The 19,718-nt window shown below is 66.0% G+C and carries 16 protein-coding genes and 2 pseudogenes; 7 read left to right on the top strand and 11 right to left on the bottom strand.

Annotated elements, in window-relative coordinates; genetic code table 11:
- Nucleotides 1-3: 3 nt before the first annotated feature.
- The 7 genes from AB5I39_RS12620 to AB5I39_RS12590 all read right to left on the bottom strand — a co-directional run bounded on the left by AB5I39_RS12620 (nucleotide 4) and on the right by AB5I39_RS12590 (nucleotide 6,926).
- Nucleotides 4-1,200: an alpha/beta fold hydrolase gene (locus AB5I39_RS12620; RefSeq protein ID WP_404367343.1), complete on the bottom strand. Its 1,197-nt coding sequence runs from the start codon at nucleotides 1,198-1,200 to the stop codon at nucleotides 4-6.
- A gap of 25 nt (nucleotides 1,201-1,225) precedes the next feature.
- Nucleotides 1,226-1,351 carry an MYXO-CTERM sorting domain-containing protein gene (locus AB5I39_RS12615; RefSeq protein ID WP_404367340.1) on the bottom strand — a complete coding sequence of 42 codons (126 nt, stop codon included), beginning with the start codon at nucleotides 1,349-1,351 and terminating at the stop codon, nucleotides 1,226-1,228.
- Nucleotides 1,338-2,162, bottom strand: coding sequence for an EF-hand domain-containing protein (locus AB5I39_RS12610; RefSeq protein WP_404367337.1), 825 nt, complete (start codon nucleotides 2,160-2,162; stop codon nucleotides 1,338-1,340). Before AB5I39_RS12610 ends, AB5I39_RS12615 begins: the two co-directional genes overlap by 14 nt.
- Before the next feature lie 71 nt (nucleotides 2,163-2,233).
- Entirely contained in the window at nucleotides 2,234-3,613 is a 1,380-nt protein-coding gene (locus AB5I39_RS12605) for a dihydrolipoamide acetyltransferase family protein (protein WP_404367334.1), read from the bottom strand.
- Between the two features lie 96 nt (nucleotides 3,614-3,709).
- A complete protein-coding gene (locus AB5I39_RS12600) occupies nucleotides 3,710-4,717 on the bottom strand; it encodes an alpha-ketoacid dehydrogenase subunit beta (protein ID WP_404374143.1) in 1,008 nt (335 codons plus the stop codon).
- A 44-nt stretch (nucleotides 4,718-4,761) separates the two neighbouring features.
- Entirely contained in the window at nucleotides 4,762-5,628 is an 867-nt protein-coding gene (locus AB5I39_RS12595; protein ID WP_404367332.1) for a hypothetical protein, read from the bottom strand.
- On the bottom strand, nucleotides 5,625-6,926 hold the full coding sequence (locus AB5I39_RS12590) for a 3-methyl-2-oxobutanoate dehydrogenase (2-methylpropanoyl-transferring) subunit alpha (RefSeq protein ID WP_404367329.1): 1,302 nt from the start codon (nucleotides 6,924-6,926) through the stop codon (nucleotides 5,625-5,627). The genes AB5I39_RS12595 and AB5I39_RS12590 overlap by 4 nt, the downstream gene beginning before the upstream one ends.
- 301 nt (nucleotides 6,927-7,227) lie before the next feature.
- On the opposite strand from AB5I39_RS12590, the pseudogene AB5I39_RS12585 reads away from it, so the two are divergent.
- A pseudogene (locus AB5I39_RS12585) lies at nucleotides 7,228-7,943 on the top strand (ImuA family protein).
- 369 nt (nucleotides 7,944-8,312) lie between these two features.
- Nucleotides 8,313-9,815, top strand: coding sequence for a DUF6504 family protein (locus tag AB5I39_RS12580; RefSeq protein ID WP_404367326.1), 1,503 nt, complete (start codon nucleotides 8,313-8,315; stop codon nucleotides 9,813-9,815).
- A gap of 8 nt (nucleotides 9,816-9,823) precedes the next feature.
- Here the strand turns inward: AB5I39_RS12580 and AB5I39_RS12575 are convergent, their stop codons facing one another.
- Together AB5I39_RS12575 and AB5I39_RS12570 are read right to left on the bottom strand one after the other, a co-directional pair.
- Nucleotides 9,824-10,228, bottom strand: a complete 405-nt coding sequence (locus tag AB5I39_RS12575) for a type II toxin-antitoxin system VapC family toxin (protein ID WP_404367323.1) — start codon at nucleotides 10,226-10,228, stop codon at nucleotides 9,824-9,826.
- A complete protein-coding gene (locus AB5I39_RS12570) occupies nucleotides 10,225-10,500 on the bottom strand; it encodes a type II toxin-antitoxin system Phd/YefM family antitoxin (RefSeq protein WP_404374141.1) in 276 nt (91 codons plus the stop codon). The genes AB5I39_RS12575 and AB5I39_RS12570 overlap by 4 nt, the downstream gene beginning before the upstream one ends.
- Before the next feature lie 66 nt (nucleotides 10,501-10,566).
- Here AB5I39_RS12570 and AB5I39_RS12565 point away from each other — a divergent pair.
- Nucleotides 10,567-12,930 (top strand): annotated as a pseudogene (locus AB5I39_RS12565) (error-prone DNA polymerase); the annotation flags it as partial.
- On the top strand, nucleotides 12,840-13,880 hold the full coding sequence (locus tag AB5I39_RS12560; RefSeq protein ID WP_404367321.1) for an OB-fold nucleic acid binding domain-containing protein: 1,041 nt from the start codon (nucleotides 12,840-12,842) through the stop codon (nucleotides 13,878-13,880). The pseudogene AB5I39_RS12565 and the gene AB5I39_RS12560, both read left to right, overlap by 91 nt.
- An 82-nt stretch (nucleotides 13,881-13,962) precedes the next feature.
- On the opposite strand, the gene AB5I39_RS12555 is transcribed toward AB5I39_RS12560, so the two are convergent.
- A complete protein-coding gene (locus AB5I39_RS12555) occupies nucleotides 13,963-14,970 on the bottom strand; it encodes a fumarylacetoacetate hydrolase family protein (RefSeq protein ID WP_404367318.1) in 1,008 nt (335 codons plus the stop codon).
- A gap of 147 nt (nucleotides 14,971-15,117) precedes the next feature.
- Here AB5I39_RS12555 and AB5I39_RS12550 point away from each other — a divergent pair, with 147 nt between their 5' ends.
- Nucleotides 15,118-16,278, top strand: a complete 1,161-nt coding sequence (locus AB5I39_RS12550) for an acyl-CoA dehydrogenase family protein (RefSeq protein ID WP_404367316.1) — start codon at nucleotides 15,118-15,120, stop codon at nucleotides 16,276-16,278.
- A gap of 115 nt (nucleotides 16,279-16,393) precedes the next feature.
- Here AB5I39_RS12550 and AB5I39_RS12545 read toward each other — a convergent pair whose 3' ends face one another.
- The gene (locus AB5I39_RS12545) at nucleotides 16,394-16,594 is read right to left on the bottom strand and encodes a hypothetical protein (RefSeq protein ID WP_404367314.1); all 201 of its coding nucleotides are present in this window, start codon (nucleotides 16,592-16,594) and stop codon (nucleotides 16,394-16,396) included.
- 276 nt (nucleotides 16,595-16,870) lie between these two features.
- On the opposite strand from AB5I39_RS12545, the gene AB5I39_RS12540 reads away from it, so the two are divergent.
- Together AB5I39_RS12540 and AB5I39_RS12535 are read left to right on the top strand one after the other, a co-directional pair.
- Nucleotides 16,871-18,286 carry an amidohydrolase gene (locus AB5I39_RS12540; RefSeq protein WP_404374139.1) on the top strand — a complete coding sequence of 472 codons (1,416 nt, stop codon included), beginning with the start codon at nucleotides 16,871-16,873 and terminating at the stop codon, nucleotides 18,284-18,286.
- Entirely contained in the window at nucleotides 18,283-19,578 is a 1,296-nt protein-coding gene (locus tag AB5I39_RS12535; protein WP_404367311.1) for an amidohydrolase family protein, read from the top strand. The genes AB5I39_RS12540 and AB5I39_RS12535 overlap by 4 nt, the downstream gene beginning before the upstream one ends.
- Nucleotides 19,579-19,718 lie beyond the last annotated feature (140 nt).

Raw genomic sequence — 19,718 nt, 5'->3', positions numbered from 1 at the left:
GCGCTATAGCAGCCGCGTCTCGATCCGGGGATGATTTTCGAGCGTGCGGTGCACCGGGCATTTGTCGGCGATCACCAGCATCCGCGCGCGCTGCGCTTCGTTCAGATCGCCCTCCAGCCGGATCACGCGGTCCAGTACGTCGAGCATCGGGCTGCCCGTTGCGCACGCCGCGCAATCATCGGCGTGACGGCGATAATGGCGCAGCACGACCGAAACGCCGGTCAGCGGTATCCCTTCCTTCTCCGCCACCAGCCGCAGCGTCATGGCGGTGCACGTGCCGACCGCGGACAGCAGCAGATCATAGGGCGTCGGCCCAAGGTCGCTGCCACCGGCTGCGACAGGTTCGTCGGCCAGGAAGCTGTGCTGCTCGGTCTCGACGATCTGGACGAACTTCGCTTCGGTCGAGGTGACGCGGACATGCCCCTCGGGGACGGCGTCGATTGCTTCGGCGGGGGCAAGGAAAGGCTGTACCCAGGCGGCGATGATCATTGCGGCATAGCTGGCCTGCGCCGCATCGGTCAGCAGATGATCCGCGCCGTTGAGCGCCACGAAGCTTTTCGGATGCTTTGCCGCGTCGAAAATGGCACGCGCGTTTTCGATCCCCACGGTCGCATCGGTCGCGGAATGCAGCACCAGCAGCGCGCGCTTCAGCCGCGCGAGCCGCGCCGCCTGATCCTGCCGCGCGACCGATTCGATAAACGCGCGCCCGATCCGGAACGGGCGGCCACCGATCGACACTTCGGTCTGCTGCTCACCGACATTTTCCGTCCCCTTGATGAGGTGCAGCACATGCGCCGGATCAAATGGCGCGGCGATCGTGACCACGGCCTTGACCGAGGGGATCCGCTCCGCCGCCGCGATCACCGCCGCCCCGCCGAGCGAATGGCCGATCAGGATCGCAGGTGCGCCGATGCTGCGTTCGAGGTACGCCGCCGCGGCAACCAGATCATCGACATTGGCGCTGAAATGGCTGTCGGCAAACGCACCTTCGCTGTCACCGAGACCGGTGAAATCGAAGCGCAGCGTGGCGATGCCCTGTTCGGCGAGCGCGAGGCTCACCCGCCGCGCGCCGTGGCTTCGCGCGGTGCAGGTGAAGCAATGCGCGAACAGCGCGACCGCACGAATCCTCCCCGGCGGCAGCTCGATCGACCCGGCGAGCATAACCCCGGCGGCATTGGGGAACCGTACCTCACGCTTCATCGCAATCGCCCTCCCGGCCGGTGCGTCAGATCACCCGACGCCGCCGACGAGATAGCATGGCGACGCGCATCCCGTGCAAGGCGATGCTTATGGGCACGCTTTTGATAGCCGAAGCGCCGCAGGAAGCCCGAAAGGCTTCATTCGCCGCCATCGCGGGACGGCATCGCGCCGCCGCGGCGTCCACCCGGCCCGCCGGGACGATGTCCGCCCGCCCCGGCTGGCGCGAGCTTGGGCAGTTCGTCGAAGGTCAGGCGCCCGTCGCCGTGCTTGTCGAGCGAGGCGAAGCGCTGCTCGGCGGCAGCGCGAAACTCGCGGATATCGACGCCACGGTTGAGGTTGGCGTCGGCAGCGGTAACCGGTTCGGGAAAGGCGAAGAAGCCAAAGCGGGCCGCACCCTGCGCGCTTGCGTCATACGATCCGACCGGAGGCGCGGTCGCTTCGCCGCCGCCATCTGCACCGCTTTCGGGCCCACCGCCGCCACCGCGATGCCCACCCTCGCCGCCGCCGCCTCTTCCGCCGCCGCCCTTGCCGCCCCCTCTGCCGCCGTGCCGACCGCCACCGCGCGCGAAGGCGCCACCCCCGCCGCCACTGCGGATTTCCGGCGCGAGCACGGTTTCGTAATAGTCGATATCGTCCGGGTCGATCTCGCCGTCATGCCCTCGGTCGAGCACCAGGAAGAAGCGATCGGCATCGGCGATGAATTCGGCTTGCGTAACCACGCCGTCATGGTTCGCATCGGCGTGATCGAACCAGATGTGCACCGGATTTGGCTCGTGAACCGGCTCGCCCATCGGACTGATGAACAGCGGCCCGCGCGGGCGAAAGCGTTCCGGCCCGCGCGCGTCAGGCGCATCGAGCGGCGGCAACTGCCCGGCGAGCGGCTCGCTATGGACTTGCGGCGACGGTGATGGCGCGGGCGCTGCCGCCTGAAGCAATGCCAGCGCCAAGACCCAGTTCGCCATCGTCCACACTCCACGCTACTCGACTGAAGCCGCAGCTAAGCCCGGATTGTCGCAGGAGTGTGTCGATGCGGTCAGTCCGCGAACAGCAGGACCGGCGTCTCCAGATAGCGCTTCAACGCCTGCACAAAGCTCGCCGCGTCCCAGCCGTCGACGACGCGGTGGTCGCAGCTGATCGACAGGTTCATCAGTTTTGCGCGCACGATGTCGTCGCCGACGAAAATGGGCCGCTCGACGATCTTGTTCGGGCCGATAATCGCGACTTCGGGGCGGTTAATCACCGGCGTCGTCGCGATCCCGCCCAGCGGACCGAGCGAGGTGACGGTCAGCGTGCCACCGCCCATCTCGTCGGGCTTCAACTTGTTGGCGCGCGCCGCTTCGGCCAGCCGCAGGATTTCGGCGGCGAGTTGCCACACATTGCGATCCTGCGCGTCGCGGATCACCGGCACGGTTAGCCCCGCATCGGTCTGCGTCGCCATGCCGAGATGCACCGCACCGTGGCGCGTTACCACGCCCGCTTCATCATCGTAGCGTGCGTTGATCATCGGGAAGGCGGGCACGGTCTTGCAGATCGCGGCGATCAGCAACGGAAGCATGGTGAGTTTGGGCCGCTGCCCGCGATTGGCGTTGAGATCGGCGCGCATCGCCTCGAGCGACGTAACGTCGATTTCCTCAACATAGGTGAAATGCGGGATCGCGCGCTTCGATGCCGCCATATTCTCGGCAATGCGGCGGCGCATCCCGATGACCTTGATCGCTTCGTCGGCACGGGCGTTGCTGGCGTGCGGGGCGTGATAGCCCTGCCCCTGGCCGTAGCGCAGGAACGCGTCGAGATCGCTGTGACGAACGCGGTCGGACTCGGTCTTCACGTGCGCAAGGTCGATTCCAAGATCCGCCGCGCGGGCGCGTACGGCGGGGGATGCGAGGACGTGATGGGATGCGTTTCCCTCTTCCTTCCCCGGCGAAGGCCGGGGCCCAGCCGCGGAGGTCGATGTTGGTGAGGGCTGCGCTTCATTGCCAGCCGCGCGCGACTGGGCCCCGGCCTCCGCCGGGGAAGGAGAAGAAACGGAAGAGGGAGAAGGAGAAACCTCCACCCCCGGATTCTCCGCCTCATATTGCTCGGCCACTTCCTCCTGCTCGGCACTGAGCGGCGCGGCCTTCACTTCATCGGTAACCGGCTCGAGCGCAGGCGCTTCGGATGCCGAGAAATCGCCCTCGGTCTCGATCACCACTAACGCCGCGCCGATCGACACCTGATCTCCGACCTCACCCGCCAGTTCGACCACCACGCCCGAAACCGGCGATTCCATTTCGACGGTCGCCTTGTCGGTCATCATGTCGGCGAGTTGCTGGTCTTCCTCGACCCGGTCGCCGACGGCGACATGCCAGGCGACGATCTCGGCTTCGGAAATGCCTTCGCCGATATCGGGGAGTTTGAACGTGAACCGCGCCATTACAATAATCCGTTCGTTTCGAGCGAAGTCGAGAAACTGAGGGCCGCGCAGGTGTCTCGACTTCGCTCGACACCAACGGGCTGGGGAAGGCCGCCATTATGCGTCCTTCATGATCTTCTTGAGCGCCTCGCCGATACGGACGGGGCCCGGGAAATATGCCCATTCCAGGCTATGCGGATAAGGCGTGTCGAAGCCGGTCACGCGCTCGATCGGGGCTTCGAGATGGTAGAAGCAGCGTTCCTGCACCAGCGCCGACAGTTCCGCGCCAAAGCCGCTGGTGCGCGTCGCCTCGTGCACGATCATGCAACGGCCCGTCTTCTGCACCGACGTCGCGATCGTGGCGATGTCGAGCGGCACCAACGTGCGCAGATCGATCACCTCGGCATCGACGCCCGCTTCCTCAATCACTGACAGCGCGACATGCACCATCGTGCCGTACGCGAGCACGGTCAGCGCCTCGCCCGGTCGCACGATCTGCGCCTTGCCGAGCTCAATCTTGTAATAACCGGTCGGCACCTCGCCTGCTGGATGTTGCGACCAATTCTGCGTCGGGCGGTCCCAATGGCCGTCGAACGGGCCGTTATAGATGCGCTTGGGTTCGAAGAAGATCGTCGGATCGTTATCCTCGATCGCTGCGATCAGCAGGCCCTTGGCGTCGTAGGGGGTCGAGGGGATCACCGTCTTGATACCCGAGACGTGCGTAAAAATGCCCTCGGGCGACTGGCTGTGCGTCTGCCCACCGAAGATGCCGCCACCGAAGGGCGATCGCACCGTGATCGGCGCGGTAAATTCCCCCGCCGAGCGATAGCGCAGCCGCGCCGCCTCCGACACGAGCTGATCCAGCGCCGGGTAGATGTAATCGGCGAACTGGATTTCCGGCACCGGGCGGAGACCATAAGCCCCCATCCCAACCGCGACGCCGATGATGCCGCATTCGGTGATCGGCGTGTCGAACACGCGGGTCTTGCCATATTTCGCCTGCAACCCTGCGGTCGCGCGGAACACGCCGCCGAAATAGCCGACATCCTCCCCCATCACGACGATATCGGGATCGCGCGCCATCATCACGTCCATTGCCGAATTGATCGCCTGGATCATGTTCATGCGGGTCGAAGCCGGGGTCTCGGTCATGCTTTCCATCGTCTCGCTCATGCCGCCTGCTCCCGATCGATGAACCTGTCACCGTCCGCAGCTCGGAAGGCCTTCAGTCGTCGCCGCGCCGCGGCCTGGTTCAGCCCGTAGCCGCGCACGAACTGGGTCACCGCCGGTTCGGCACGGGCAAAGGCGGCGGCATTGGCGACCAGCCCATGATCGCCATCGCCGATAACCAGGCCGAACTTATCGCCCGCTGGGGCGGATTCGATCGGGAACAGGTGATCGGCCGGATCGGTCACCCATCCGGTCACCAAATCCTTCGTTCCGGTCACCAGCATCGTCGGCACGGCCAGCCCGGCATAAGCGGTCGGCTGCACTAGGTTGGGGATCTTGCCCGGTGAGGAGAAGCACAAGACCGCCTTGACCGCCGGGTTCCGCAGCTTGCCCATATAGGGCAGCGCGCCGCCGAGGCACATCGACACCAGCGACCCAAAACTATGGCCAACCGCGATGATCGGCAGGCCCGCAAAATGCCCGTCGGCATAGCCGCTGGTCGCGCGCAGATCGGCAAAGCGCTCCAGAAAACCGTTCATCATGCCGAACTTGGCGCGATCGGGATACTGCATCGAATCGACATGCAGCGGCGCGAGCACGGCGAAACCGTTGGCTACAAGCAATGCCGCCAGGCGTTCATACCGCTCCGGCCACGACCCGTGACCGGTCGAGAACAGAGCGACGCCGCGCACGACCGTCGGACGCCAGATCGTCATTTTGGTCGATCGCGTGGCAGAGACGGTAAGGTCGATAGTCTCAGTAACGGGTGTGCCACGTGCGGCCAGCGCAAAGCCCGGTGCGGCGGCGGTCAGGCCGAGCAGCCCGCCGCCGATCAGCAGGGCGCGACGGTCCAGAAGCACGCTCACGACTTGCGCGCCCACGGACGGCCGCTGGCGGTTTCCTCGGCGATCATCTGCGCTTGCTGCTCGCGCAGGTGCCACGGCATGTCCTCGAACACGCCGTCGAACAGCGTGTCGAGCGGCTGGTGCAGGCCGTGGCCGAGGATGCCGTTCTGCTCGGCTTCCTTCTGCGCGCGCTTCACCGATTCGGCGAGTTCGAGGTCTTGCGCGGCGTGGGCGGCTTCATCCCATTCGCCGATCGCGATCAGATGCTCCTTCAGCCGCTTAATCGGGTCCCCCAGCGGCCAGGCGGTCGGCTCACCGGCGGAGCGATATTGGCCAGGGTCGTCGGAGGTGGAATGGCCCTCCGCGCGATAGGTGAAATGCTCGATCAGCGTCGGCCCCTGATTGGTCCGCGCGCGCTCCGCCGCCCAGGCGGTCGCGGCATAGACCGCCAGCGCATCGTTCCCGTCGACGCGCAGTCCGGCGATGCCATAGCCGACCGCGCGCGCCGCGAAGGTGGTCGATTCCGCGCCAGCGAACCCCGAAAAGCTCGAAATCGCCCATTGGTTGTTGACGACGTTGAAGATCACCGGCGCGCGGTAGACGCTGGCGAAGGTGCAAGCCGAATGGAAATCGCCCTCGGCGGTGGACCCCTCGCCGCACCACGTCGCGGCGATCCGCGTATCGCCCTTTGCCGCACTCGCCATCGCCCAGCCGACCGCTTGCGGATATTGCGTCGTCAGGTTGCCCGATATCGAGAAGAACCCGGCTTCCTTGACCGAATACATGATCGGCAATTGCTTGCCCGACAGCCGGTCCGCGCTGTTCGAATAGATCTGGTTCATCATGTCGACCATCGACCAGCCGCGCGCGATCAGCAGGCCCTGCTGGCGATAGGACGGGAAGCACATGTCTTCATAATCGAGCGCATAGGCCGCCGCGACCGCGACCGCCTCCTCGCCCGTGCACTTCATGTAGAAGCTGGTCTTGCCCTGACGTTGGGCGCGAAACATGCGCTCGTCGAACGCGCGGACCAGCGCCATGCTGCGCAGCATCGCGCGCAGCGTATCGGGCGACAGCCGCGGGTCCCACGGGCCGACCGCCTGGCCCGAATCGTCGAGCACGCGGACCAGATCGAAGGCAAGATCGCGGAAACTGTCGGCGGCATCACCGATCTCGGGGCGGCGCGCCTGTCCTGCCGGGGGAATCGGCACTTGCGTGAAATCGACCGTGTCACCGGGCCGGAACTTCGGTTCGGGCACATAGAGCGACAGAGGCGGCAGATTAGGCTTCAAATGGGCAGGGACGCGGTCGCTTGCCATGATCTCTCCAGCGGAACGTGCTCTGATATACGGTCGGCACGCGGATTCGTTCTATTCACGCCGTTGTTATAAAATTTCGTGGCCGTTGGCGAGAGGGTCGCGCGGGCGGAATGCGACGGCCCGTCCCGTTGCGGTTACGGAGTAGCTTGACTCGGTGAGACAAAAGAGAACAAAATAGGAACAATTCTGCTTCTGTGAGTCGTGTCCTGTGTCCTCCGTCGTCCGTCCTCATAGCGCAATCGTCGCCGAATTGCGCGAAAGCCTGAAAAAGGTCGAGAGCGATGGCTTGCGTCGGCGCCCAATGCTGCCGTTCGGGATCGGCGCGATCGATGAACGCTTGGCGACGGGTGGCTTGCGGCTCGATTCGCTCCACGAAATCGCCGCGGCCAGCCCCAGTCCCTCGGACGATGCCGCGGCGACGCTGTTCATGGCGGGCATCGCGGCACGCGCCTGGGGGCCGGTGCTGTGGGTGGTGCGGCGGCGCGACCTGTTCGCGCCCGGCCTGTATCAGGCGGGGCTCGCGCCCGAACGGGTGATCTATGCCGAGGCGGCCGATGATGCCGAACTGCTCGCGCTGATGGAAGAAGGGCTGCGCCACCGCGGGCTCGGCGCGGTTGTAGGTGAGGTCAAGCGCGCCGCGATGACCAATACCCGTCGCCTGCAACTGGCGGCGGAAGGGGGCAAGACCGTCGCCCTGCTGCTGAAACGCCATGCGCGGGCGGTGACCAACAAGGATGGGAAAACGGAGGGCAGCGGCAATCCGCTCGCCGTTCCCTCCGCCGCGGTGACGCGCTGGCGCATCGCTTCTGCCCCTCCACCCCGTTGCCGGTCGGTGCGGCGGGGGTCGGGCGGGCGATGTGGCGGGTGGAACTGGTCCGCCAACGCGGCGGCGAAGGTGCCGAATGGACGATGGAGGCATGCGATGAAACGGGTCGCCTCGCTCTACCTGCCCGACTGGCCGATCGAACGGATCGTTCGGCTGATGGCGCAGGGCGAGCGTTCAGCCGCGCCGCCTGACGCCGCGCCGTTCGATCCGCATCCGCTCGCCGAGCAGGTCGCGCGCGAGCAGGCCGTCGCCTGTTCGGTGCCGCGCGGCGGCGGATGGCGGCCCGGCGCGCGCTGGGCCCGCACCGAAGATGCCCCCGCCCGCGCGACCGCCGCATGGGCCGCACCAGCGAAGCCGCCGCGCATCCCTTCAAGGCGATGCCGCCGGATGAAGGCGGTGCGGTGGTGCGCGATGCGCGGGCGAATGGTCAGAGTCCTTCGGCCCCAGCACACCGTCACCCCGGCCTTGTGCCGGGGTCCACAGTGCAAAATCGGCCACCGTATAAAGTGAGGCGTGGCCCCCGGCACAAGGCCGGGGTGACGGCGGGGGATGATGGAGGGGTGCAAATCCCTACCCCTCGCGTCACCAGCCTGCAGCAAGGCAACAAGGTCGTCATCGCCGCCGCGTGCCCCATCGCGCGCGGACTCGGCCTGCTGCCCGGCATGGCGATCACCCATGCCCGCGCGCTGGTGCCCGAACTCGTCATCACCCCGGCCGATCCCGAGGGCGATCGCGCTGCGCTGCTGCGTCTCGCGATGCTGGGGGCGCGGCGGTGGTGTCCGCTGGTGATGCCGTCCGGGCCAGACGGCCTGTTCCTCGACATCAGCGGCAGCGCGCATCTCTTCGGGGGCGAGGCGCGGATGGCGCGGCGGATCGTCGGCTTGCTCGCCCGGCACGGCTTCACCGCGATCATCGCCATCGCGGACACGCCGGGCGCTGCCTGGGCGTTGGCGCGGTTCGGCGGCGGGCCCGTGATCGTCTGCCCGCCCGCCGCGCATGTCGATGCGATCGCGCCCCTCCCCGCAGCGCTGCGGCTGGAACCGCCCGCGATCGACCTGCTCAAGCGGTTGGGCGTTGAGACGGTAGGACAGCTTGCCGCTCTCCCCCGCGCCCCGCTCGCCCGGCGTTTCGGTGGCAGCGTGATGGCGCGGCTCGATCAGGCGACCGGGCGATTGCCCGAGCCGCTCGATCCTGTCGTGCCGCCTGAGGCGATTGCGGTCACGCGCCGCTTTGCCGAGCCGATCGCCACGGCCGAGGCGATCGAACATTGGCTGCGCGACCTGATGCCGCGCCTCGTCACCGCGCTCGCCGAGGCCGGGCAAGGCGCACGCGCGATCGAGCTGGTCGCTGATCGCATCGACGGCGTGCCGCAACGGCTGCGCATCGGCCTCGCCCGCCCGACGCGCGATGCCGCGCATCTGCTGCGCCTGACGCTCAGGCGGATCGAGGAGATTGCGCCGGGTTACGGCATCGACGCGCTGACGTTGCATGTCCGCCGCGCCGATCCGCTCGGCGCGCAGCCCTTTGCCGAGACGCTGGAGGCGGGCACGCCCGATCTCGCCCCGCTGGTCGATACGCTCGCCAACCGCATCGGGCCGGATCGCTTGTGGCGCACCGCCGCGCGTGAAAGCGACGTGCCGGAACGATCGGTCGCTGCCGTGGCTCCGCTCGACCCGCCACAGCGCGCAGCTGCAAAGCTGAAGCCCGACGATGTGCGGCAGCTCGACCGCTCACCCGATGTGCATCCCTGGCATCCGCGCTGGCCGCGCCCGGTGCGCTTGCTGCGACGCCCCGAACCGCTCGACAATGTGCTCGCCGCTTTGCCCGATCAGCCGCCGCGCCGCTTCACCTGGCGCGGCAAGACGCACCGCGTGGTGCGCGCCGACGGCCCCGAACGGATCACCGGCGAATGGTGGAAACGCGCGACCGAACGCCACAGCGTCCGCGATTATTTCCGCGTGGAGGATGAGGTCGGCGAACGCTTCTGGCTGTTCCGCCGCGGTGATGGCGAACGCAGCGAAAGCGGCGATCTCGCCTGGTTCATGCACGGATCGTTCGGATGAGTGCGCCGTCAGCGGCGCGCGTCGATCGTCTGGAGATGGCCGTTCGCCGCGTAGCGCAGGATCGCCCGATCCGAGGTCACCAACGGACACCCCAGCGCCCGCGCCGTCGCGATCATGATCCGGTCGCACGGATCGCCGTGAATATTCCCTTGCAGCCCCCCCGCATCGCGGCCGATCGCGCCAGTTACCGGGACTCCGATCAATTCCATCTTTGCTTCGATATTCTGCATCCAAGTCCCAAGCGGTTGTCCCAGCGTCAGCCGACCCTTGTCCAGCAACATGGCCAATTCCCAACCGACCATCGCCGACATGCGACGGTCGCTTTCAGACGCAATCCTCTCTCGGGCAGCTACGCCGAGTTGATCGATCCCAAACGCCAGCCAGACGACAACCTGGGTATCCAGCAAAATCATGGAAGCGCCGTACCGCGGAGCTTCTCATCCCATTTCGCTTCCCACTTCGCCTCCCAGTCGGGATCGAGCGGTTCGTCGAGATCCCCGATGATCATGCCGGTACCTTTCATCGCGCCAAAGATCGGTGCCCGCGGCTCGCTCTGCCGCGGGGCGGAGGGCGAGACCGTTGCCACCGGCTTGCCGCGCTTGGTGATGGTGATCGACTCGCCGGTCGCCTGCACCTCGTCCAGGATGGCCAGACATTTCGCCTTGAACTCCGCCGCGCCTATCATCTTCGTCACGTGCGTCGCTCCCGCCGAACTGGTCACTTCATATAGTCACTTCGTGGGTTTGCGGCAATGAGCTACCACGAGCTTCAGGTCACCACGCATTTCTCCTTCCTGCGCGGCGCGTCTTCGCCGGAGGATCTGGTCAAGGCGGCGGCGCTGTGCGGCATGACGACGCTGGGCATTACCGATCGCAATTCGGTCGGCGGCGTGGTGCGCGCGCTCTACGGGTGCGAGCAATTGGCAAAGATTGGCTGCCATATCCGTCCGGTGGTCGGGTGTCGGCTCGATCTGGTCGATGGCACGTCGCTGCTCGTCTGGCCCGAGGATCGCGCGGCGTGGAGCCGGCTCACGCGCCTGCTGACGCTTGGCAAGGGCCGCGCCGATCCGCAACGCGGCGAGAAAGGGCAATGCTTCCTGCATTGGGAGGATGTGGCGGATCATGCCGAGGGGCTGGTCGCAGCACTCGTACCCGGCCTGTCCGACCCCGGCGATCCGCTCGCCTTACGCTGGATGGCCGATCTTTTCCCCGACCGCGGGCATGTCTGCCTGACGCAGCACCGCCGCCCCGGCGATGCCCAGCGGCTGCACGACCTGTCCGCCGTGGCACGGCGCTTCGGCCTCATGCCCCTCGCGACCGGCGACGTGCTGTACGACACGCCCGATCGGCGGATGCTGCAGGACATCGTCACCGCGATCCGCCACGGCTGCACGATCGACGACCTCGGTTTCCGCCGCGAACGCAGCGCCGACCGGCATGTGAAGGCCCCAGCGGAAATGGCCCGCCGCTTCCGGCATTTCCCCGAAGCCCTCGCCGCCAGCGCCGCGATCGTCGAGCGCTGCACCTTCTCGCTGCGCGACGTGACGCAGCATTATCGCTACCCCGACGAGATCGTCATCAGCGGCAAGAACCCGCAGGACGCGCTGGCGACGATGGCGCGCAATGCTTTGGCTGAACGCTTCGACGGCGCGCCGCCGCCCGCTTATACCAAACTGCTGGAGCATGAACTCGAACTGGTCGAAGCGATGGGCTACGCGCCCTATTTCCTTACCGTCCACTCGATCGTGCAATATGCGCGCAGCCAGGAAATCCTGTGCCAGGGGCGCGGGTCGGCGGCCAATTCGGTGATCTGCTTCGTGCTCGGCATCACTTCGATCGATCCGGTCAAGCACACCCTGCTGTTCGAACGCTTCATTTCGACCGAGCGGCAGGAGCCGCCCGACATCGACGTCGATTTCGAACATGAACGGCGCGAGGAAGTGATCCAGTGGATCTACGACACCTATGGCCAGCGCCACGCGGCGTTGACCGCGGTGGTCAGCCGCTTCCGATCGCGCGGCGCGATCCGCGAAGTCGGCAAGGCGCTGGGCTTGCCCGAGGACATGACTGCCGCACTCGCCAGCCAGGTGTGGGGCTGGTCGAGCGAGGGCGTGCCCGAAGAGCATGTCGCCGCGCTCAATCTCGATCCGACCGAACCGCGCCTCGCGCTCGCGCTCGACCTCGCCCGGCAGTTGATCGGCACGCCGCGCCATCTGTCGCAACATCCCGGCGGCTTCGTCCTGTCGCACGGGCGGCTGGATGAACTGGTGCCGATCGAACCCGCCGCGATGGTCGACCGCCGCGTGGTCGAATGGGAGAAAGCCGATATCGAGGAACTCGGCCTGATGAAGGTCGATATCCTCGGGCTCGGCATGTTGGGCTGCATGCGGCGCGGGTTCGATCTGCTGCGCGCGCACAAGGGCATCGACCTACGGCTCGACAGCGCGGTGCTGCAGGACAATGACACCAAAACCTTCGAGATGATCTGCAAGGCCGATACGCTCGGCACCTTTCAGGTCGAAAGCCGCGCGCAAATGTCGATGCTGCCGCGGATGCGCCCGGAGAATTTCTACGACCTCGCCATCCAGGTCGCGATCGTGCGGCCGGGGCCGATCCAGGGCGACATGGTCCACCCCTATCTCAAGCGCCGCGAACAACAGCGCGCCAACCGGCTGGCCGGGCGCCCCGACGATATCGAGTATCCCAGCCCCGCGCTGGAGGCGGTGCTCAAGAAGACATTGGGCGTGCCGCTGTTCCAGGAACAGGCGATGCAGGTCGCGATCGTCGGCGCGGGCTTTACCGCCGGCGAGGCGGATCGCCTGCGCCGCGCGATGGCGACCTTCAAACAGACCGGCGGCGTCGGCGAATTTCGCGACAAATTGATCTCAGGGATGCGCGCCAACGGGATCAGCCAGGACTTCGCCGAACGCCTGGTCAAGCAGATCGAAGGCTTCGGCAGCTACGGCTTCCCCGAAAGCCACGCCGCGAGCTTTGCCAAGATCGCCTACGCCTCGTGCTGGCTGAAATGCCATCACCCGGATGTGTTCTGCGCGGCGTTGCTGAATGCGCAGCCGATGGGGTTTTACGCGCCCGCGCAAATCGTCCGAGATGCGCGCGAACATGGGGTGGAGATCGAACCCGTGTGCGTGAACAGGAGCGACTGGGATACGATTCTTCTTTCCCCCTCCCGCGTGCGGGAGGGGAGGAAAGACACCCCCTACGCCTGGGCTTGCGCATCGTGCTCGGCCTGTCGGGCGAGGAAGCCGGGCGCATCATCCTCGCTCGCGCCGTACGCCCCTTCACCTCGGTCGAGGATGTCTGGCGGCGCAGCGGCGTGTCGCGCGGCACGCTTGAAAAGATCGCACAGGCCGATGGTTTCCACGGCCTCGGGCTCGACCGGCGGCAGGCGCTGTGGGCAATCAAGGCGCTGGGCGAGAAGCCCCTCCCGCTCTTCGCCGCGACCGAATCGCCGGCCGAGCCGCAAGTCACGCTCACCGCGCTGACCGCGGGCCGCGAAGTGGTCGAGGATTACCGCGCGACGCAATTGTCGCTGCGCGCGCATCCGGTCAGCTTCCTGCGCGACACGCTCGATGCCCGCCGCATCACGCGCTGCGGCGATCTGAGGCGGACCAAGGACGGCACCCGCGTCGAAGTCGCCGGCCTCATTCTGGTGCGGCAACGCCCGGGCAGCGCGAAGGGCGTGGTGTTCGTAACATTGGAGGACGAAACCGGCATCGCCAACGCGATCCTGTGGCCCGACCGGTTCGAGGCGCAACGCCGCGTTGTGATGGGCGCGGCGATGCTCGGCATCACGGGGCGCGTGCAATGCGAAAGCGGCACGATTCACATCATCGCCGACCGCATTACCGATCTGACCGGGCTGCTACGCCAGATCGGCGACCTAGACCTGCCCAACATGACGATGCCCGGCGACGGCGCCACGCACGGCGGCACGATCGATCCCCGAGACAGAAAACCGGATTGGAAACCCGATTCCCGCACCGACTATCACTATCGCGTGCGCGCCGAACCGGTCATCCCGATCAAGAGCCACGATTTCCACTGATGGGGTTGACTGAAAGGAAGCGCTCGCTTCCCTGACTCCCCTCCCTGAAAGGGAGGGGAGTTTGCGCCACTCGCCGCGAGCCTTATCCCTCACCCACCGTCTGCTCGATCACCCCGAAGATCGGGTGGCGCTTGTCGTCCTCGGCCCAGATGCGCACCGTGTCGCCGGCGGCCAGGAACGGGGTGTGCGGGCTGCCGGTGCGGAGCATCTCGATCGTGCGCAATTCGGCGAGGCACGAATAGCCCACCCCACCCTCGGCGATCGGCTTGCCCGGGCCGCCATCGGCATCGCGGTTGGAAACGGTGCCCGACCCGACGATCGTGCCCGCGCACAGCGCCCGTGTCTTGGCGGCGTGCGCGATCAGGGTGCCGAAATCGAAGGTCATGTCCTCGGCGGCATCGGCGCGGCCGAATGGCGTGCCGTTGAGATCGACGCACAGCCGCCGGTGCAGCTTGCCGCCCTGCCACCAATCGCCGAGCGAATCGGGGGTCACGAACACCGGCGAAAAGGCGCTGGCCGGCTTCGACTGGAAGAAACCGAAACCCTTGCCCAGTTCACCCGGAATGAGATGGCGCAAGCTGACGTCGTTGGTCAGCCCGACCAGCCGCACGCTGGCAAGCGCTTCGTCACGGCTCGCGCCCATCGGCACGTCACCGGTGACGACAACCACTTCGGCTTCGAAATCGCAGCCCACCTCCTCGTCCGAGAACGGAATGGGATCGCGCGGGGCCAGGAACCCGTCGGAGCCGCCCTGATACATCAACGGATCGTGCCAGAAACTCTCGGGCAATTCCGCACCGCGCGACTTTCGCACCAACGCGACATGGTTCACATAAGCCGATCCGTCGGCCCATTGATAGGCGCGCGGCAGCGGCGACGCGGCGGCATGTTCGTGGAACCGCCGCATCGGGATCATCTCATGTTCCAGATCGGTCGCCAGGTTTTCGAGCGCTGGCGCGATCCGGTCCCAATCATCCAGTGCCGCCTGCAGCGTCGGCGCGATGTGCCCGGCGTCAGCGCACCAGGCGAGATCGTTCGACACGACGACGAGTTTCCCGTCGCGACCCGATTTGAGACTGGCCAGTTTCACGCACGCTCTCCTACCGTTTTTCCCAGCATAGCCCGCCTGCCTCGCTTGTCATCCCCGCGAAAGCACGGATCGCCCGACAGAGACGCTTGACGCTTCCGGAAACTCACCGCAAACCCTCCAAAACAGTTGCAAGAGAGGACTTATCGCATGTCATCGACGCTCGACGCTGTTGCCGGCCGTTTCGCCTATACCGAGGATCACGAAGCCTTCCGCCAGACCGTGCGCAGCTTTCTGCAGAAGGAAGGCGTGCCGCACGTCAACAAATGGGAAGAAGAGCGGCTGGTCCCCAAATCCTTCTGGCTGAAGGCGGGCGAGATCGGGATGCTCTGCCCCACTGCGCCCGAGGCGTACGGCGGGCTCGGCCTCGACTTTGGCTACAACGCGATCGTCGATGAGGAGATGGCCTATAACGGCGTCCCCGCCGGCTTCTCGCTCCAGTCCGACATCGTCGCGGGCTATATCGAGACCTACGGGTCGGAAGAGCAGAAGCAGCAATGGCTGCCCAAGATGGTTTCGGGCGAAGTCATAACCGCGATCGCGATGACCGAACCGGGCACCGGATCCGATCTGCAGGCAATCCGCACGAGCGCCAAGAAGGATGGCAATCACTACGTCATCAACGGCTCCAAGACCTATATCACCAACGGCCAGAACACCGATCTGACGCTGGTCGTCGCCAAGACCGACCCCGATGCCAAACCCGCGTGGAAGGGCATGTCGATCATCTTGGTCGAAAGCGACCGCGACGGCTTCAAGAAGGGCCGCAAGCTCGACAAGATCGGGCAGGATGCGGCGGATACCTCGGAATTGTTCTTCGAGGACGTCCGCGTGCCGATCACCAATTGCCTGGGCGAGGAAGGCAAGGGCTTCATCTACCTGATGAGCCAATTGCCGCAGGAACGCCTGTCGATCGCGGTGTCGGTGCAGGCTTCCGCGCAGAAGGCGTTCGACGAGACGGTCGAATTTACCAAGACGCGCAAGGCCTTTGCCGGGATGGTGTTCGACTTCCAGAACACCCGCTTCGTGCTCGCGGACCTGAAGGCCAAGCTGCAAGTCGGCTGGGCGCATCTCGACTGGGCGATCGCGCGGCATCTGAAGGGCGAGCTGACCAACGAGGAAGGCGCTGCAGCCAAGCTGTGGCACACCGACCTGCAATGGGAAGTGATGGACAAGTGCCTGCAATTGCACGGCGGTGCGGGCTATATGAACGAATACCCGATCGCCCGCGCGTGGCGCGCCGCCCGCGTGACCCGCATTTTCGGCGGCACCAATGAGATCATGAAGGAACTGATCGGCCGGTCGCTCTGACGGAGACGGCCGCAGCGACATAAAAAGGCCCGGCGGGGTTGCCGCCGGGCCAGAGGTTTCGCCTAGGGAGCTAACCTGGCGTTTTCATCATAGGATGGTGTCGCGAAACGCGACCTTACATCGCGTTCCCTTCGACAGCGACGTTGCCGTCGACGGCGTTGGTTTCAACGGCGTTATCGAAGCCGCCGACGTCGTTGGTGACGACTTCGTTGGTGACGTTGGTTTCGACGGTGTTGGTGGTGGTCGAACCACCGCCGCAAGCGGCCAGCGTCAGGGCAGCAGCAGCGGTCAGCGTGATCGCGATAACTTTCTTCATGGTCATATCTCCAAAAATCAAATCGGCCCCCCAAGCGGCGTCCGCGACGCCGCTCCCTAGACCCGATGCAATGTCTATCCACGCAATGGGCATTCGATCAATGAGATTCTTTCGCAGACGCAACAATTTTATCGTGCTGCTTTGCGCCGATCACGTCTGCCGCCACTGCCCCGATGCGATTGACAGTGGTCTCCAATCCCGGAATGTTATTCGGAACCCGCAGTTTGGGTCATAAGGGGGACAAGGATGACGGATCGGATTCGGGGCGCACGCCGCATGGCGTTGCAAACGGCGATCACCGCGTCGATCCTGCTCGCGGGATGCGCCACCGACGGCAGCGCGCGGCCCGCGACCGCTAGCAATTCGGCGAAGCCCGGTCCCGGTCTTAACCAGGGATACAGCCACGATCCCTTCCCCTCGACCTACAAACCCTACCCCGGCGTCCCGACGCTGGTGACGCACGTCACGATCTTCGACGGTGAAGGCGGGCGGATCGACGACGGTTCGGTGCTGTTCGCGGATGGCAAGATCGTCGGTGTCGGGCGCGACCTCGCCGCCCCGGCGGGCGCGACGGTGATCGACGGCACCGGCAAGACGCTGACCCCCGGCATCATCGATATTCACAGCCACCTCGGCGATTATCCCTCGCCCGGCGTCAACGCCAATTCCGACGGCAATGAGGCGACCGGCCCGGTTACCGCCGACGTATGGGCCGAACATAGCGTCTGGCCGCAGGACCCGGGGTTCAGCCGCGCACTCGCCAATGGCGGCGTCACCACGCTGCAGATCCTGCCCGGCTCGGCCAATCTGATGGGTGGCCGTTCGGTCGTCATCAAGAACGTCTATGCCCGCACCGAACAGGGCATGAAGTTCCCCGGCGCGCCCTATGGCCTGAAGATGGCGTGCGGCGAGAACCCGAAGCGCGTCTATGGCAGCAAGGGCCGCCAGCCCTCCACCCGCATGGGCAATGTCGCGGTCGATCGCCAGACCTGGGCGCGCGCGGTCGAATACAAGCGCAAGTGGGACAAATACGAAAAGGATGGCGGCGAAGCGCCCGGTCGCGACATCGCGATGGACACGCTACGCGGCGTCCTGTCGGGCGAGATCCTAGTCCAGAACCATTGCTACCGTGCCGACGAAATGGCCATCGTCATGGATATGGCGAAGGAATTCGGCTATCATGTCAGCGCGTTCCACCACGCGGTCGAGGCGTACAAGATCGCCGACCTGCTGCAGGCGAACGGCACCTGCGCCGCGGTGTGGGCCGATTGGTGGGGCTTCAAGATGGAGTCGTACGACGCGATCGGCGAGAATCTCGCGCTGCTGCAGAAGAACGGCGCGTGCGCGATGATCCATTCCGACGACGCCAACGGCATCCAGCGCTTGAACCAGGAAGTCGCCAAGGCACTCGCCTCGGGCCGACGCGCGGGGATCGACATTTCGGACGCGGTGGCCTGGACCTGGCTGACCTACAACCCGGCCAAGGCGCTCGGCATCGCCGACAAGACCGGCAGCCTCAAACCCGGCAAGATGGCCGATGTCGTGCTGTGGAACGGCAATCCGTTCAGCGTCTACACCCGGCCCGAAAAGGTGTGGATCGACGGGGCGCTACTCTACGATTCTGCCAATCCGAAGCTGAGACCGGTGTCCGATTTCGAACTTGGCCAACCCGGATCGGGAGATGTGAAGTGAAGCGCCTCCTGCTCCTCAGCGTCGCGTTCCTCGCGACCCCGGCCACCGCACAGTCGGTCGCGATCACCAACGCCAAGCTGGTCATCGGCGACGGCTCAGCTCCGATAGAGGGCGGCACCGTAGTGGTGCAGAACGGGCGCGTCGTCGCGGCGGGCAAGTCGGTCGCTGTGCCGGCGGGCGTGCCGAGCGTCGATGCCGGCGGCAAATGGGTGACGCCGGGCATCGTCGCGGGCTTTACCCGCATGGGCATCGTCGAATCCGACGGGATCGAGGAAACCAACGACACCGCCGCGCGCGGCAGCCCGTTCCATGCCGCGATCGACGTGGCCCCCGCGGTCAACCCGGCGACCTCCTCCATCCCGCTCAACCGCGCCGAGGGAATCACCCGCGCCATCGTCGCGCCCGACAATGACGGCTCGATCTTCGCTGGCCTGGGCGCGGTGATCGATCTCGGTTCGGACCGCGCACCCATCACCAAATCGCGCGCCTTCCAGTTCATGGAATATGGTGGCGGCGGGTCGCGCTCGGGCGCCAGCCGCCCGGCGATGATCGCGATGTTCCGCAACGCGCTCGCGCAAGTGAAGGACTATGTCCGCAGTCCTGCCACCTATGCCGATCAGGGCAAGGATGCGCTGCTCACCCGCGCCGATGCCGCCGCGCTCGTGCCGGTCGCCAACGGCACGATGCCGCTGTTGATCCATGTCGAACGCGCCTCCGACATGCTCGCGCTGATCGATCTGAAGCGCGACTTCCCCGCGCTGAAACTGGTGTTCGTCGGGGCATCCGAAGGTTGGCTCGTCGCGCGCGAACTGGCTGCCGCGCGCATCCCGGTTATCGCCTCGGCACTGAACGATCTGCCGGGCAGCTTCGATCAGCTTGGCGCCACGCAATCGAACATCGGCCGCATAAAGGCCGCGGGCGTGATGGTAGGCATCGGCACGATCAACGACGATGAAGCCCGCCAGGCACGGCTCGAAAAGCAATATGCCGGAAATCTGGTCGCGCTGACCAAGCTGCCCGGTGCAACCGGGCTCGATTGGAACGCAGCCTTCGCCGCGATCACCTCGGTCCCCGCCGAGGTGATTGGCTTGGGGAACGAGATCGGCTCGCTTAAGGCCGGGCGGCGCGGCGACGTGGTGATCTGGGACGGCGATCCGCTCGAACTCGGCACCGGCGTTGCGGCAGTCTATATCGACGGCGTCAAGCAACCGCTGCGCACGCGCCAGGATGCGCTGCGCGATCGCTACATGCTGCCCGGCGAAGGCGCCCTGCCCAAGGCGTACGAACGCTAACGGAGCGTCAACCCGCATTTCGCCGCGTCGGTCGGACGCCGCCTGCCGCGGCACCGCTCTATAATGAACGGAGTGGGGCAGGCGGCGCCCCGGCGTTCGAGCGGGATATTGATGACGGATCGGCAGCAACCGGGCACGCA

It is taken from the genome of Sphingomonas sp. MMS24-J45, from assembly GCF_044881195.1.
Lineage (GTDB): Bacteria > Pseudomonadota > Alphaproteobacteria > Sphingomonadales > Sphingomonadaceae > Sphingomonas.
The sequence above is the reverse complement of the archived record's forward strand: the minus strand, read 5'-3'. Positions and strand labels throughout refer to the sequence as shown.

Bases quoted from the DNA above. Each gene is read 5' to 3' on its own strand.
- AB5I39_RS12600 (WP_404374143.1), bottom strand. From the start codon at position 4,717: ATGAACATGATCCAGGCGATCAATTCGGCAATGGACGTGATGATGGCG.
- AB5I39_RS12590 (WP_404367329.1), bottom strand. From the start codon at position 6,926: ATGGCAAGCGACCGCGTCCCTGCCCATTTGAAGCCTAATCTGCCGCCT.
- AB5I39_RS12575 (WP_404367323.1), bottom strand. From the start codon at position 10,228: ATGATTTTGCTGGATACCCAGGTTGTCGTCTGGCTGGCGTTTGGGATC.
- AB5I39_RS12560 (WP_404367321.1), top strand. From the start codon at position 12,840: ATGCCATCACCCGGATGTGTTCTGCGCGGCGTTGCTGAATGCGCAGCC.
- AB5I39_RS12605 (WP_404367334.1), bottom strand. From the start codon at position 3,613: ATGGCGCGGTTCACGTTCAAACTCCCCGATATCGGCGAAGGCATTTCC.
- AB5I39_RS12570 (WP_404374141.1), bottom strand. From the start codon at position 10,500: ATGATAGGCGCGGCGGAGTTCAAGGCGAAATGTCTGGCCATCCTGGAC.
- AB5I39_RS12540 (WP_404374139.1), top strand. From the start codon at position 16,871: ATGGCGTTGCAAACGGCGATCACCGCGTCGATCCTGCTCGCGGGATGC.
- AB5I39_RS12545 (WP_404367314.1), bottom strand. From the start codon at position 16,594: ATGAAGAAAGTTATCGCGATCACGCTGACCGCTGCTGCTGCCCTGACG.
- AB5I39_RS12610 (WP_404367337.1), bottom strand. From the start codon at position 2,162: ATGGCGAACTGGGTCTTGGCGCTGGCATTGCTTCAGGCGGCAGCGCCC.
- AB5I39_RS12620 (WP_404367343.1), bottom strand. From the start codon at position 1,200: ATGAAGCGTGAGGTACGGTTCCCCAATGCCGCCGGGGTTATGCTCGCC.
- AB5I39_RS12615 (WP_404367340.1), bottom strand. From the start codon at position 1,351: ATGGCGGCGAATGAAGCCTTTCGGGCTTCCTGCGGCGCTTCGGCTATC.
- AB5I39_RS12550 (WP_404367316.1), top strand. From the start codon at position 15,118: ATGTCATCGACGCTCGACGCTGTTGCCGGCCGTTTCGCCTATACCGAG.